Source organism: Amycolatopsis sp. NPDC004378 (assembly GCF_053602455.1).
The window spans coordinates 1-14,041 of sequence record NZ_JBSGDR010000042.1 but is presented as its reverse complement, the minus strand read 5'-3'; the positions used below and the strand labels follow the sequence as shown (position 1 = coordinate 14,041).

At 70.9% G+C, this 14,041-nt stretch carries 10 protein-coding genes and 1 rRNA gene; 4 read left to right on the top strand and 7 right to left on the bottom strand.

What is annotated here, in order from left to right; genetic code table 11:
• Nucleotides 1-2 precede the first annotated feature (2 nt).
• Nucleotides 3-2,240 (bottom strand): discoidin domain-containing protein, encoded by a 2,238-nt coding sequence (locus ACWEN0_RS48440; protein ID WP_451988514.1) that lies wholly within the window; start codon nt 2,238-2,240, stop codon nt 3-5.
• 199 nt (nt 2,241-2,439) lie between these two features.
• Between ACWEN0_RS48440 and ACWEN0_RS48435 the strand changes: the two genes are divergently transcribed.
• Together ACWEN0_RS48435 and ACWEN0_RS48430 are read left to right on the top strand one after the other, a co-directional pair.
• Nucleotides 2,440-3,222, top strand: coding sequence for a class I SAM-dependent methyltransferase (locus tag ACWEN0_RS48435; protein WP_451988513.1), 783 nt, complete (start codon nt 2,440-2,442; stop codon nt 3,220-3,222).
• Nucleotides 3,219-4,136 carry an alpha/beta hydrolase fold domain-containing protein gene (locus ACWEN0_RS48430; RefSeq protein WP_451988512.1) on the top strand — a complete coding sequence of 306 codons (918 nt, stop codon included), beginning with the start codon at nt 3,219-3,221 and terminating at the stop codon, nt 4,134-4,136. The genes ACWEN0_RS48435 and ACWEN0_RS48430 overlap by 4 nt, the downstream gene beginning before the upstream one ends.
• On the opposite strand, the gene ACWEN0_RS48425 is transcribed toward ACWEN0_RS48430, so the two are convergent.
• From ACWEN0_RS48425 to ACWEN0_RS48410, 4 genes are all read right to left on the bottom strand, one after another.
• Nucleotides 4,122-5,861 (bottom strand): choline/carnitine O-acyltransferase, encoded by a 1,740-nt coding sequence (locus ACWEN0_RS48425; protein WP_451988511.1) that lies wholly within the window; start codon nt 5,859-5,861, stop codon nt 4,122-4,124. The genes ACWEN0_RS48430 and ACWEN0_RS48425 overlap by 15 nt on opposite strands.
• Complete coding sequence (locus tag ACWEN0_RS48420; RefSeq protein ID WP_451988510.1) at nt 5,858-6,682, bottom strand: class I SAM-dependent methyltransferase; 825 nt, start codon at nt 6,680-6,682, stop codon at nt 5,858-5,860. The genes ACWEN0_RS48425 and ACWEN0_RS48420 overlap by 4 nt, the downstream gene beginning before the upstream one ends.
• Nucleotides 6,683-6,697: 15 nt before the next feature.
• The gene (locus ACWEN0_RS48415; RefSeq protein ID WP_451988509.1) at nt 6,698-7,555 is read right to left on the bottom strand and encodes a HalD/BesD family halogenase; all 858 of its coding nucleotides are present in this window, start codon (nt 7,553-7,555) and stop codon (nt 6,698-6,700) included.
• Nucleotides 7,556-7,695: 140 nt separating this feature from the next.
• Nucleotides 7,696-10,293 (bottom strand): bifunctional FO biosynthesis protein CofGH, encoded by a 2,598-nt coding sequence (locus tag ACWEN0_RS48410; RefSeq protein ID WP_451988508.1) that lies wholly within the window; start codon nt 10,291-10,293, stop codon nt 7,696-7,698.
• Nucleotides 10,294-10,446: 153 nt separating this feature from the next.
• On the opposite strand from ACWEN0_RS48410, the gene ACWEN0_RS48405 reads away from it, so the two are divergent.
• Nucleotides 10,447-11,994 carry an IS1634 family transposase gene (locus ACWEN0_RS48405; protein ID WP_451988540.1) on the top strand — a complete coding sequence of 516 codons (1,548 nt, stop codon included), beginning with the start codon at nt 10,447-10,449 and terminating at the stop codon, nt 11,992-11,994.
• On the opposite strand, the gene ACWEN0_RS48400 is transcribed toward ACWEN0_RS48405, so the two are convergent.
• Complete coding sequence (locus ACWEN0_RS48400) at nt 11,979-12,737, bottom strand: SDR family oxidoreductase (protein WP_451988507.1); 759 nt, start codon at nt 12,735-12,737, stop codon at nt 11,979-11,981. The two genes, ACWEN0_RS48405 and ACWEN0_RS48400, sit on opposite strands and share 16 nt — an antisense overlap.
• A complete protein-coding gene (locus ACWEN0_RS48395; protein ID WP_451988506.1) occupies nt 12,734-13,522 on the bottom strand; it encodes an alpha/beta fold hydrolase in 789 nt (262 codons plus the stop codon). Before ACWEN0_RS48395 ends, ACWEN0_RS48400 begins: the two co-directional genes overlap by 4 nt.
• A gap of 447 nt (nt 13,523-13,969) precedes the next feature.
• Between ACWEN0_RS48395 and ACWEN0_RS48390 the strand changes: the two genes are divergently transcribed.
• A 16S ribosomal RNA gene (locus ACWEN0_RS48390) occupies nt 13,970-14,041 on the top strand; the annotation flags it as partial.

The following is a 14,041-nucleotide window of genomic DNA, read 5'->3' as shown; positions in this document are numbered from 1 at the left end:
TCTCAGGACGAATAGGCTTCGAGTTCGGACAGCTGCCCGGCGGGCCAGCCGGTGTTGCCGGTGAAGGTCAGCCGCAGGGTGCGCGCCGACGTCGCGGGGAACGTCACGGTCGCGGTGTTGCCGGACGCCGGGTCGAACGTGTAGGTCGCGGACGCCTTGACGCCGTCGACGGACAGGGTCTGCGTCCGCGCACCCCACGAAGGCGGCAGCTTCAGCACCAGCCGCGAGACGCTGACCGTGCTGCCGAAGTCGACGGTCAGCGACTGCGGGAACGCGTTGTTCGTGCTCTCCCAATAGGAGTTCGCGTCGCCGTCGACGGCGTTGCCCGGCGGGAAGCCGCCCTGCGAGCCGGACGCGCTGACGCTCTTGTGCAGCGCGAGGTTCCCCGACGGCTGCGTCGGCGTGGTGGTCGGCGGAGGAGTTGTGCCGCCGTTGTCGGAGCCGTAGACCGGGGTCGGCCACGAGCCGCAGTACGTCGTCGTCCAGCCGGAGTTGCCGCCCTGGTCGGCCAGGCCGCTCAGCGCGTCCGGGCCGAGGCAGTTGTAGACGCCCGCCCGGCCGACCCCGGTCGCGACGACGTTCTTCACCGAGCCGGTCGGCTTGGCCTGCAGCTGCCAGGCGAACGTCCCGGCGCCGGTGATCCGGACGTCGCTGAAGTGGACGTCCGTGGTGGCGCTGTCGATGAACTGGATCGCCTCGTAGTTGTTGTCCTGCAGGTCGAGGTCGGTGACGTCGACGCGGCCGGTGATGGCCGAGTCGCGGCCGTCGAACCACAGCGCGCCGACGCCGAACTGCCAGTTCGAGTCGAGCACGCCGGTGCGGATCGCGGTGTTGCGCGCGACCGTCGTCGTCCCCGACAGCGGCACCGCGCTGAACCGGTTCGCGATGTGCAGGCCGCCGCCCTGGTCCTGGTTGTCGGCGACGACGTTGTCGGACACGGTGTTGTCGTGCCCGCCGTAGATCGCGATGTTGTTGGCGAGGATCGGCAGCAGCACGGTGTTGAAGGAGAACGTGTTGTCGTGGTCGGCGTCGTGCTCCGACCACATCGCCAGGCCGTCGTCGCCGGTGTTGCGCAGGAAGTTGTTCGTCACTGTGACGTGGCTGATGCCCTGGTGGAGGTTCAGCCCGTCGGCCGTCTGGTCGAGGATCCGGTTGCCGGACACGGTGAGCCCGTCGAACGGCCCGTCGAGCCACAGCCCGACCTTCGTGTGCTGCAGCCACAGGTTCTGCACCACCGAGCCGCCGCCGAGCGCGCCGCCGATGGCGTTCGACTGGTCGCAGTCGACGCGGGCGTCGACCTGGCCGATGATCGCGAAGTCGTACAGCTTCACCGCGCTGCTCGTGCCGGGCACGGCGGGGTTGCCGGGATAGGTCGACGTCCCGCAGCTCGCCGGTTCGCCCTTGCCGAAGATCCCGGCACGCGGGCCGGTGAGCACGGAGTACCAGGGCCCGGCGCCGCGGAGGGTCACCTGGTCGACGGTGATGTGGTGGCCGAGGGTGAACGTCCCCGCCGGGATCCAGACTTCCTTGCCCTGGCTCTTCGCGGCGGCCACGGCCGAGTCGAACGCCGCGGCGTCGTCGCTCGTGTCGCCCGCGGTGGCGCCGTAGTCGGTGACCGACACCGAGTTCGCCGGCCGCGTCGCCGCCGGGGCGACCTGCTCGAAGTCGGCGAGGTCAATCGTCGCCGGGGTGACGTCACCGGCGTCGACCTGCAGCTTGATCTTCGTCCCGGCGGGGTAGGAGGTGCCGAGCAGGGCCCGGGTCTCGTCGTAGAAGTGGTGCGCGTGGCCGTCGCCGGGGTTGTTGGTGAACGGGTACGAGCCGTAGTACCAGGCCCACTTCGACGTCAGCGCGAGGTCGCGGTTGTGCGAGCCGTTGACGTACAGGGAGAGCGTCCCGGTCACGGAATCCGGGACGCTGTACCGGACGTCGATCGAGTTCGCCGGGGCGGTGAGCGTGAACTCGACGTACTGGCCGGTGCCGGACAGGGTCACGGCTTTCCGGCCGGACGCCTCGCCCGCGAGGGTGCCCGCGGCGCGGTCGGGGCCGATGACGGACCCGTTCGTCGCGGCGGTTTCGGCTTCCTGTTCGACGAACGGGACGGTGGCGCCGCGGCCGGCGGCGAGCGCCGAGCTTTCGGCCGGGACCGCGGCGATCGTGACGCCGGCGGCGGTGATCACCGCGGCGGCAAGGGCACCCCAAAGGATTTTGGGTGCGCTGAAGACAGAGCTGGGGGACATGGGCAGCACTGGCCTTTCCGGCAGCAGGTGGGGACCTCTGTGACGGGGATCATACGAATCCTGGACAAGAATCCGCAATAGTTCGACGAACTTACGCAAGTTTGCGACAAGAACTGACGGCTACCCCGGATGCCCGACGCCGGCTTACGCCCGCCGGAGCAGCGGCCGGACCGCCGGGAAGCGCTGCTAGTTTCGGGGCATGAGCCAGCGACGTGCGGACGGCAGCGCGGGGGACGCCGACTACGGCGCGATCGGCGGGGTCTACACCGACTACCGCAAGCCGGACCCCCGGATCGGCCGGTACATCGCCGACGCGCTGGGGGAGGCGCGGACCGTGCTCAACGTCGGCGCCGGCGCGGGCGCGTACGAACCTGAAGACCGGGAAGTGACGGCGGTCGAGCCGTCCGCGTCGATGCGCGCGCAGCGCCCGGCGGACCTGCCACCGGCGGTCGACGCGGTGGCCGAGAAGCTGCCGTTCCCGGACCGGGCGTTCGAGGGCGCGATGAGCACGTTCAGCGTCCACCAGTGGAACGACCTGTGGACCGGGCTGAGGGAGATGCGCCGGGTCACCCGCGGCCCGATCGCGATCCTGACCTGCGATCCGGCGCTGCTGCGGCGGTTCTGGCTGCTCGACTACGCGCCCGAGGTGATCGAGACCGAGGCGCGGCGCTACCCGTCGGTCGACGACATCGCCGACGGCCTCGGCGGGCACACGTCGATCGTCCCCGTGCCCATCCCGATCGACTGCACGGACGGCTTCAACGAGGCCTACTACGCCCGCCCGGAACGCCTGCTCGACCCGGGCGCGCGGCTGTCGTGCTCGGCGTGGAGCTTCGTCGACGACCGCGTGCACCACCGCTTCGCCGCCGAACTGCAGCACGACCTCGACGACGGCACGTGGGACCGCCGCTACGGCCGGCTGCGCGAGCAGGAGACGTTCGAAGGCTCGCTGGTGCTCGTCGTCTCGGACCCCGCCGCGTGACGCCGCCGCCGTTCGACCCCGAGCTCGCGCCCGTCGTCGAGACGCTGCGGGCGCTCCGGCCGCCGCTGGCGTCGCTCGCCGACATCCCCGGCCGCCGCGAGCTGAACGCCGCCGAGCACCGGACGGTCGAGGAGCTGGCCGCGGCGTACCCGGCGCACAAGGTCGCCGAGGAGTACGCGGGCGACGTCCCGCTGCTGGTCATGAGCCCGGCCGAGAGCGCGGGCGTCCTCTACTACGTGCACGGCGGCGGCACGATCGTCGGCAGCCACCTCGGCTCCGACGTGCCCAACCTGCTGGCGTGGGCGGGCGAGCTGAACCTGACGGTCGTCTCGCCGGGCTACCGGCTCGCACCCGAACACCCCTACCCGGCACCGGTCGAAGACTGCTACGCGGGTCTGCTGTGGACGGTCGAGCGGTTCGCCGGCCCGGTCGTCGTCGGCGGGGTCAGCGCGGGTGGTGGGCTGGCCGCGGCGACGACCCTGCTGGCCCGCGACCGCGGCGGGCCGCGGCTCGCCGGTCAGCTGCTCGTCTGCCCGATGCTCGACGACCGCAACGACACGCCGTCCGCGGTGGACCTCGACGGCCGCGGCCTCTGGGACCGCACGGCGAACGACGTCGGCTGGACGGCCTACCTCGGCGAGCACCGCGAAGACGTCCCGGCGTACGCGGCCCCGGCCCGCGCCGGCGACCTTTCCGGGCTGCCGCCGGCGTTCCTCGACGTCGGCACGGCCGAGACGTTCCGCGACGAGGTCGTCGCCTACGCGAGCCGGATCTGGCAGGCGGGCGGCGAGGCCGAGCTCCACGTCTGGCCGGGCGGCTTCCACGGCTTCGACTCGCTGGCCCCCGAAGCCCGGCTCAGCCGGGCGGCGCGGGCCGCCCGGCTGACGTGGCTGCGCCGGTTACTCGGCCAGTAGGTCCTGCAGCTCGCGCACCGCGCGGGCCAGCTCGTCGGCGAAGCGGTACATCTCGTCCGACACGTGCTTCGGCGTGCTGAGGTAGATGTTCCAGCGGTCCGGCAGCAGCACGTACGCGATGCCGATGCACTGCGGGCTCGTCGAGCCGAAGCCGAAGTACTGGATGTTGACCGACGGCGCCGAGCTGGTGCTCAGGTAGTCGTCCCGCGTCTTGAGCCAGCCCGGCGAAGTGAAGAACGACGGCGTCTCCGTGTCCCCGCGCCGCTTCCCGATCAGCTGCAGCTCCCACAGGTGCTGCTCCGGCGCGTCGCCGGCCTGGCACTCCTTCGCCCGCGCGACGTGCTTCGCCGCGGCCGTGCGGAACGCCTCCCGCTTCTCGTCGGCCGAAGCGTCCGGATCGGTCAGGACGTCGGCGAAGCGCACGACCTCGGGCGTGACGACGCGCATCGCCTCGGTGCGGCCGTTCTGGAACCGCCGCGTGGCGATCGACTCGTACGTCGCGCCGGTCAGGCCCTTCGCCCGCCGGTGCGCCAGCTGGTACGCCATCTGCGCGAAGGCGTCCGGCGACATCTTGAGTTCCTTCGCCCGGTCGGCCCCGAAGTCGAACGACACGGTCTGCGTCGCCGTCGCGTCCGCGTACGCCCGGAAGGCCGCTCCGGCCGCACGCGCGTCCTCGCGGAGTGCGTCGGTCAGCGTGAACTCGACGACCTCGTACCCCGGTGCCCGGTCGGCGGCCTCACGCGGTGTGCGGGCTTCGCTCAGCAGCGCGTCGGTGAAGCCGAGGATCGTGGTCCCGTCGAGCTCGCAGTGCTCGACGTTGATCCCCGCGGTGCCGTCCTCGAACACGACGAGCGACACGGCCTTGTCGTACCAGCGGTTGTCGCCGTGCAGCAGCCGGTCACCCGCCTCCAGGGTGGTCGACGGCGTGAAGTCGTCCAGGCAGACGCAGAACAACGCCGTCTCGATGGTCTCGAGCGCCTCGGCGTTGCCGGCCTCGAGCAGAGCCTTGCGGCTAGCCGCCCACTCCGCGCGGGCCTTGGTGGTGAAGTGCCCGGCCGGGACGTCGGTGACGTGGTCGTCCTTGAGGATCGCGCGCAGCCCGTCGGCGATCTGCTCCGCCGAATACGGGCGGCCGTCCTCGCCGATGACGTCCATCCGGAACGGCGTGCCCTTCGAGAACACGACGACGTGCCGCTCGGGCGACGGGAAGCGCGTACGCGCGGTGTCCAGCAGCTCGCCCGGGATGCGCGTGGCCGAGAAGAGGTACTTGTGCTGCACCATCGACTGCGGCGCGCCGCGCAGCAGCACCGGCGGCACCAGCTCGTCGTCGAGCTTCAGCTTGTAGTCCACGGCCGCCGCGGTCAGCTCCGCCGCGCGCTCCACCTGGCCGAGCGAGGACTCGCGGAACAGGAAGAAGAAGTTGGCGTTGAGCGCGATCCGGTCGCGCCGGCCGAGGTAGCGGTACGGCCAGAAGGTGTCGAGCCAGCTGCGCACACCCGGCGTCCGGTCGTACTCCTCGAGCGCGGCCTGCAACTCCGGTCCGGGGCCGGCCACGAACTCCGCGAGCGCCGTCTCGGTCTCGGCCAGCTCGTCCGGGGTCAGCAGCGGTGCGCACCACTCGAGGAACCGGCGGCGGCTGTCCTCCAGCGTGGGGACGGGAACGCGGGGGAGCCGGTCCTCGTTGCCGAACGTGCGGGTGGACCATTCCGGACTGCTCACGGTCATCCTTCTTCGTCGAAGTTTTCCAGCGCGGTGGCCAACGCCGTCGCGCCTTCCGGTCGGGAAACATACAGCTGCGCGTAGAGCCACCCGTCGGCCTCGAGCCCGGTGGGGTCGACCCCGACGGCGTCCAGGGTGCCGAGGATCTGCGCCTGCTCCTCTTCGGACGCGAACCGCCGCTGCCGGAACACCCCGGGTACCGCGGCGGTCTCGTACCCCAGCGCGGCGAGGCTGTCCGCGACCGGGTCGTAGGAGAACATCCGCAGCACGAAGTGCGCCATCCACGGCCGCGCGCCGCGGGCGATCCGGGTGAGCGTCTTCTCGGTGACGTACCCGACGCAGCCGGTCGAGATCACCAGGTCGACGTCGTCCAGGAGCTTTTGCTGGGTGCTGTCGGGGTCGTCGCGCTCGAAGTCGGCGTGGATCGCCTCGTCGAGGAACCCGGCGGAAAGCGCGTACTCGAGCGCCGGCGCCGACGCGTCGAGCCCGTGGAACTTCGCGCCACCGGGGCCGGCGACGCGCGCCCGGTCGGCCTCGACCAGCCCCGCGTGGTCCAGCGCCAGCACGTCCGGGGCGGTGTAGTGGGCGAAGAGGTCGTCCATGGTGGCGTCGCAGCGCCGGAGCGCGGCGTTGACGCCGTAGGAGCAACCGACGTCGAGCACGGTCGGCTGCTCCGCGGGGTGCTCCTCGATCAGCTTCGCGAAGTATGGCTTCGCCAGCTGGGGGATGTGGTAGTCCACGCGCCTGAGCGTGCCGAAGAACGGCCGCGGGTCGGGGGCGGTGTAGATGTGGTCGAACGAGATCTTGCCGGTCGAGTCGAAAGGCACGGGCCAGGCTCCTGATCAGTCGAGCAGCTCGTCGCCCCGGTCGGTGCGCTCGGCCAGGTGGGCGGGCAGGACCCGGCCGAACAGCTGCCTGGTCCGCTCCGCGCTGCCGATGACCCCCGGGCGCTCGCTGTAGGCGAAGATCGCGGAATGGCGTGCGACCTCGCCCCTCACCGTACTGACCCGGTGCAAGGCGAAGCGTCCTTGGAACAGCTGCAGATCCCCCGGACGGAGGCGCAGGCGCTGGACCGGATGGGTGCCGTCCTCGGCGATCGCCGCCCGGACGGCGGGGAAGTTCTCGTCCGTGGGGGTCCGGATGCCCGGGCAGTACTCGAACGTCCCGCCGTCGGCCGCGGCCTGCGTCAGCATGCTCACGGTGTAGGAGTTCGTGTCGAAGTGCCACGGGTGCGCGCGACCGGGCGCGATGACGTTGAGCGTCAGCCCCGAGAGCGGGTCGGCGAGTTCGTGCAGCCGAGGCAGGCCGAAGCAGTCCGCGACGAACCGCTGGAACACCGGGCTGGTGTAGAGCCGCGCGATGATCGACGACGCCGGGATGTGGTCACGCGCCACGAAGGCGTTGCCGCGTTCCATGATCGTCCGGCCGGGGTGGTCGTCGGGAAGCGCTTCGCCGATCGCCGTGTTGTAGGCGTTGACCTGCTCTATCTTGGTGTAAGCGTGCGGCTCGAGCGCGGCGCACTCGGTCCGCAGGAGGTCGTGCAACCCGGGCCGGACGAAGTCGGCGAGCACGCTGCAGCCGACGTCCGCGAGATCCGCGCGGGTGCGTTCGACGGTTTCCCGCCAAGCGGGACTGTCCGGTTCGGTGAGCGGGTAGCGGTCGGTGTCGACCATTTCCAGCGGGGCCACGGAGGTGCTCATCGACGTCCTTCCGGCCGGGTGAAGGACCAGAGTTAGCAGATGCCCGCCGGGCAACCTCCCGTTTGTGAGGGGTGACACAAGGTCATCAGGCGCCTACTCGGGTGGCGGGCGCCGGGGGTTTCCCGGCGCCCGCCACCGTCCTACGGAGTCAGCAGCGGCAGCAACGGCTTCCGCACCGCGGTCGCGACGCCGTCCGAAGCCGCCGCCGCGGCGACGCGCTCGGCCGACGGCCGGCCGTAGCCCGTCGTGCGCTGGACCAGCGGGCGGCCCAGCGGCTCGACCATCGCGCGCATGTCGCTGATCGTCTTGTACGACCCGTTCGACGCGCCGGCCATCCGGCTGATCGTCTCCTCCATCAGCGTGCCGCCGATGTCGTTGACGCCGCCCTGCAGCACCGCGCGGCTGCCTTCTTCGCCGAGCTTCACCCACGAGCTCTGGATGTTGTCGATCATGCCGTGCAGCAGCACGCGGGCGAGCGCGTGCACCGCCCGGTTCTCCCGCTGCGTCGCACCCGGACGGGCGAGCCCGGCGAGGTAGATCGGCGAGCTCTGGTGGATGAACGGCAGCAGCACGAACTCGGTGAACCCGCGCCGCCCGTTCTTCTCCAGGCCTTCGCGCTGCAGCCGCGCGAGGAGCTTCAGGTGCGCGACCCAGTGCGAGGGCGTGTCGACGTGGCCGTACATCATCGTGGACGTCGTCGGCAGCCCGACCTCGTGCGCCGTCGTGACGACCTTGATCCACTCCGACGTCGGCAGCTTGCCCTTGGTGAGCACCCACCGGACGTCGTCGTCGAGGATCTCCGCCGCCGTGCCCGGCAGCGAGTCGACGCCGGACTCCTTCGCCGCGATCAGCCAGTCGCGCAGGGACAGGTTGGTCCGCGACGCGCCGTTCACGACCTCCATCGGGCTGTAGGAGTGCAGGTGGATCTCCGGCTGCCGGCGCTTGACCTCGGCCGCGAGATCGAAGTAAGCGGTCCCCGGCAGGTCGGGGTGGATGCCGCCCTGCATGCAGATCTCGGTCGCGCCCGCGGCCCACGCCTCGTCGACGCGGTCGCCGACCTGCTCCAGCGAAAGCGTGTACGCGTCGGCGTCGGTGCGACGCTGCGCGAAGGCGCAGAAGCGGCAACCCGTGTAGCAGACGTTGGTGAAGTTGATGTTCCGCGTGACGACGAACGTCACGTCGTCACCGACCGTCTCGCGGCGCAGGTCGTCGGCGAGTTTCGTGAACGCGTCCAGCTCGCGGCCGTCCGCGTGCAGCAGCGCCAGCGCGGCGTCGTCGGACAGCCCGGCCGGGTCCTTTTCCGCGCTGCGCAACGCTTCCAGGATGTCCGTGTCGAACTTCTGCGGCCCGGTCTTGATCCGGTCGCCGATCTCCTTCCAGTCCCCGTACACGGAGTCGAAGTCGCTGCGGCGGTCCTCGGTGCGGCCGGTGGTGTCGATCTCGGTGTGCAGGTCGGTCCGGCCGGACTCCTGCCAGCCGCCGTCGGGCTCCTGCCACGGGATGCCGACCGGCATCGCGTCCTCGCGGGCCATCCCGGTGTCGTAGTCGACGAGCGCGGCGACGTGCCGCGTGATCCGCGGGTCCAGCCACGGCTCGCCGGCCTTGACGTACTCGGGGTAGATCGTCAGCCGTTCCTTCAGCTCGAAGCCGGCCTTCTCGGTGCGGCGGGCGAGCTCGTCGATCTGCGGCCACGCGCGTTCCGGGTTGACGTGGTCCGGGGTCAGCGGCGAGACGCCGCCCCAGTCGTCGATGCCGGCGCGGATCATCAGGTCGTACTGGCTGCCGATCAGGTTCGGCGGCGCCTGGATGCGCATCTTCGGGCCGAGCACGAGCCGCGCGACGGCGATGTTCGCGGCCAGCTCCTCGAGGTCGGCGTCCGGGGTCGCGCGCATCTTCGTGTCCGGCTTGGCCCGGAAGTTCTGCACGATGACTTCCTGGATGCCGCCGTAGGTCCTGGCGACCTTGCGGATCTCGAACAGCGCGTCCGCGCGCTCTTCGAACGTCTCGCCGATGCCGATCAGGACACCGGTGGTGAACGGGACCGAGCTGCGTCCGGCGTCTTCGAGCACGCGGAGCCGGACGGCCGGATCCTTGTCGGGGGAGCCGTAGTGCGGCCCGCCCTTCTCGCTCCACAGGCGGGTCGCGGTGGTCTCCAGCATCATGCCCATCGACGGCGCGACCGGCTTGAGCCGCTGGAAGTCCTGCCAGGTCAGCACGCCGGGGTTGAGGTGCGGCAGCAGGCCGGTCTCCTCCAGGACCCGGATCGCCATCGCGCGGACGTAGGAGAGCGTGTCGTCGTAGCCGTGCGCGTCCAGCCATTCGCGGGCCGCCTTCCAGCGGTCCTCGGGCCGGTCGCCGAGCGTGAAGAGGGCTTCCTTGCAGCCCATCTCGGCGCCCTTGCGGGCGATGTCGAGGACCTCGTCGGGCGACAGGAACGGCGATTCGAGCCGGCCGGGCACGGTGACGAACGTGCAATAACCACACCGGTCGCGGCACAGCCGGGTCAGCGGGATGAACACCTTGCGGCTGTAGGTGATGATCCCGGCGCGCCCGGCCTCGGCCAGGCCGGCGTCGCGGATGCGGGAGGCGTGCTCGGAAAGCGTGGTGAGGTCGTCGCCGCGGGCGTGCAGCAGGACGGCCGCTTCGGCCACGTCCAGTGTCTTCCCGTCACGCGCCCGGGCGAGCGCGCGGCGCATCGCGGAGGCGGTCGGGGCGGTGGCGTCGGGTTCGGGTCCCATTCCGCCCACGCTAGGACCGTCCTCGCGGGACCAGCCAGTGTGTGTTGCGCACCCGGTTCACCCGATCGATGGGGGTGATCGTCGTCGCAGGTCAGGCCGGTGCCGTGGTTGTCGATCAGCGCCCCGGGGTGTATTACCTAAAGGGTGGCATCGGTGGTCGGCAAGAACATCGGCGGACGGACGTACTACTACCTGGCGGAGTCCGGCCGGGTCGACGGCAAGCCGCGGGTGGTGACCCAGCGTTACCTCGGCACGGCCGACGAGATCGCGCGTGCTGTCCCCGGCGGCGAGCCCGCGTCGGCGTCGTACCGCGCGTACGGCGACGTCGCCGCGGTGTGGGCCACGCTTTCGCGGCTCGACTTCGTCCGCCGGGTCGACGACGTCGTGCGGTCGAGGCCCTCGCTCGGCCTGACCCTGGCCGTCGCGGTGCTGCACCGCGCGACCGCGCCCGGGACGCCCATCGGCGAGTGGTGGGCCGCGAGCGCGGCCGCCGACCTCGTCCGGCCCCGGCTGTCCACAGTGGACGGAATCTGGCGGGCCCTGGAACGTCTCACGCCCGAACGCGGTTCGCGCATCGAGGACTCCATCGCCTCCGCGGTCCTGGAGACGCTCGACGACCACGCGGCCCTGGCGGTCGACGTCCCCCAGTTCGCCGCGTTCGCGCCGGCCGACTGCACGCTGCCGTCGGCGTGCCGGGGCGTGCTCGCCGGAGCGGGCCTGCGCGTGACCCGCGACGGCGCGATCCCCCTCAAGTCGCGGGTGTACCGGCGCGACGACGGCACCGCGCCGACGTTCGCCTCGGTGACCGCGGAGCTGGGCCCGGCGACGCTCGTCTTCCACTCCGGCCAGGCCGCGCAGCTCGACCTGGGCTCACGCAGCGGGTTCGTCGGCTCGCTGCCGCTGACCGACCACCCCGAGCTGCTGACCCAGCCCGCGTCCGCCCGCAAGCGCGTCGACCCGGAACGCTTCGCCGGCCTCACCGCGCTGGACACGCACGCGGTCGTCGACGGCGTCCGGCGGCGGGTGATCCTGACCCATTCGGCGACCCTGCACGCGGCGCAGTCCCGCGCGTTCGCCGACGAGCTGGCCACCGCGACCCGCGAGCTCGACGGCCTGGCCGAGGCCCTCGCGGCGGGCACCCACCGCGGCGACCGCGCCCAGGTGCACGCCGAAATCGGCCGGGTGACGCGCGGCCGGCGCATCGAGCGCGTGCTCACCGCCGTGCTGAGCGGGAACCGGCCCGGGGAGATCCTCCTGGAGCGGCGGATCGACACGGCCGCGCTGACCCGGCTCGACGAGGAGTTCTTCGGCAAGCAGGTGCTGGTCACCGACCGGGACTGGCCGATCGGCGACGTCGTCACGGCCTACCGGGCGCGCACCCACCTCGAGTCGACGTTCCGCTGGCTGACCGGGCCGGCCGTCACCGGGCCGACGCCGCGCTGGGAGTGGACGCGCCAGCGGATCGCCGCGCACGGGCTCGTCTCGGTGCTCGCCGCGACGGTGACCCACCTGATGCGGCGCGAGGCCGACCGGGCCGGGATGAACCTGTCCGTGCGGGAGCTGCTCGACCAGCTGGCGGGCATCGGCGAGCTGGTGCTGCGCTACCCGTCCACCGGCGGGCGGCCGCGGACGAAGCGCCTGCCGACCGAGCGGGACCCGGCGCAGCAGGCGCTGTCCGGCCTGTTTCAGCTCTCGCGGTAGATCTGCAGGGCCGAGAAGCTCTGGACCACCGGCATCAGCTCGATGACGTTGATGTTCACGTGCTTCGGCTGGTTCGCGGCCCAGAAGACGGACTCGGCGACGTCGTCGGCGGTCAGCGGCGTGGTGCCCTCGTAGACCTTGTCGGCCTTCGCCGCGTCGCCGTCGAAGCGGACCTTCGAGAAGTCCGTGCCGCCGACCATGCCGGGCTCGACGTTGGTGACGCGGACGCCGGTGCCGTGCAGGTCGCTGCGCAGGTTGAGGCTGAACTGGTGGACGAACGCCTTGGTCGCGCCGTAGACGTTGCCGCCGGGGTAGGGGTAGGTGCCGGCGATCGAGCCGATGTTGATGACGTGGCCGCGGCCGCGCTCGACCATGCCGGGCAGCAGCGCGCGCGTCACGTGCGCGAGGCCGCGGACGTTGGTGGCGATCATCTGGTCCCAGTCGTCCAGCTCGGCCTTGTGGGCGGGCTCGAGGCCCTTCGCCAGGCCGGCGTTGTTGACCAGGACGTCGACCTCGCGCCACTCCGCCGGAAGGGTGCCGACCTTCTCCTTGACGGCTTCGGGGTCGCTGACGTCGAGGGTCACCGGGAGCACGGCCTCGCCGAGCTCCCCGGCCAGCTTCTCGAGCTTGTCCTCACTGCGGGCGACGGCGATCACGCGAGCGCCCTCGGCGACGAACCGGCGCGCGATGGCGTCACCGAAGCCGGCGCTGGCGCCGGTCACGAACACGGTCTGCTGGGTCATGGCGTGGCTCCGCTACTGGTCAGGAACGTGCTGAGTGCGTCGTTGAACTCGGTCTCGCGCTCCAGGTTAGGCAGGTGGCCCGCGCCCTCGATCACCACCAGGGTGGAACGGGCGATCTTGCGGTGGATCAGCTCGGCGTCCTCGACCGGGGTGAACTCGTCCTCGCTGCCGACGACCACGAGGGCGGGGACGTCGATGTGCCGGAGGGTGTCGGTGTAGTCCGGCCGCTCGGCGCGTCCCCTGAGCGCGGCCGCGGCTCCTTCCTTCGGCGCTTGGCGCATCATCGTCCTGACGTGCGTTTCGACGTCCGGCCTGGTCGCGCGGGTGCGCTTCGAGATCATCTTGGGGAGCAGTTCGTCGGCGTAGTCCGCCATGCCCTCCTCGGTGATCCTGTCGGCGGTGTCGATGCGGGCCTGTCTTGCCTCCGGGGTGTCCAGGCCCGCGAAGGTGTCGGCGAGGAGGAGGGCGTTGACCCGCGTGGGGTGGTCCTTCACCAGCTGCATGACGATCTGGCCGCCCATGGAGAGGCCGCCGAGCACGAAGCTCTCCAGGTGGAGCCGGTCGGCCAGGTCCACGAGGTCGTTCGCGAAGACGTCGAGGCCGGTCTTGGTGTCGGTGCTCTTCGACCCGCCGAAGCCGCGGAGGTCGGGGGTGACGACGCGGTAGCCCTGCTTCAGGAGCCACTCGGCCTGGGGGCGCCACATCGAGCGGTCGAAGGGGTGGCCGTGCACGAGGAGGACCGGTGTACCGCTCTTCGGGCCGAGGTCGTCGTACGCGAGGTTCATGCGCACGACGCTAAGCGGAGCTTTGGCGCGGTGCAATACGGTGCAATGTAGTCGGAGCAATGTTCTCGTGCTGGCGCTCCGGGCCGGTTGGGTGCAGACTGGGCCTCAGGCGGGCTTCGTCATGGGCTCTGACCTGCGCCGATCATGTTAAGGGACCCCCCTGTTTTGGCCCCTTTCCCGGCATGTAAAGTTCTTCAAGTCGCCAGGGAAACCGGGTGGCCGCCGGGACACGAACCAAGCTCTCGCGGATCGCGATTGAGTGGGTGTCCCACCAAAAACTGCTAGGAATAACTCGCTTCGAGTAAGGCCGCTTGACGGCGGTGCGACTCGGGGTGTGTTGCTTGAGAACTCAACAGTGTGCTAGTGAACTAAGCCAGTAGACCTTATGTATTGAACCTCGTATGAGGTTCCTTTGAGAGCATTGAATTGCCTCGATTAAACTGTTCATTGTTGGAGAGTTTGATCCTGGCTCAGGACGAACGCTGGCGGCGTGCTTAACACATGCAAGTCGAACGCTGA

Coding starts and splice junctions, on each gene's coding strand:
- ACWEN0_RS48395 (WP_451988506.1), bottom strand. CDS start 13,522: ATGAACCTCGCGTACGACGACCTCGGCCCGAAGAGCGGTACACCGGTC.
- ACWEN0_RS48410 (WP_451988508.1), bottom strand. CDS start 10,293: ATGGGACCCGAACCCGACGCCACCGCCCCGACCGCCTCCGCGATGCGC.
- ACWEN0_RS48400 (WP_451988507.1), bottom strand. CDS start 12,737: ATGACCCAGCAGACCGTGTTCGTGACCGGCGCCAGCGCCGGCTTCGGT.
- ACWEN0_RS48440 (WP_451988514.1), bottom strand. CDS start 2,240: ATGTCCCCCAGCTCTGTCTTCAGCGCACCCAAAATCCTTTGGGGTGCC.
- ACWEN0_RS48425 (WP_451988511.1), bottom strand. CDS start 5,861: ATGACCGTGAGCAGTCCGGAATGGTCCACCCGCACGTTCGGCAACGAG.
- ACWEN0_RS48415 (WP_451988509.1), bottom strand. CDS start 7,555: ATGAGCACCTCCGTGGCCCCGCTGGAAATGGTCGACACCGACCGCTAC.
- ACWEN0_RS48435 (WP_451988513.1), top strand. CDS start 2,440: ATGAGCCAGCGACGTGCGGACGGCAGCGCGGGGGACGCCGACTACGGC.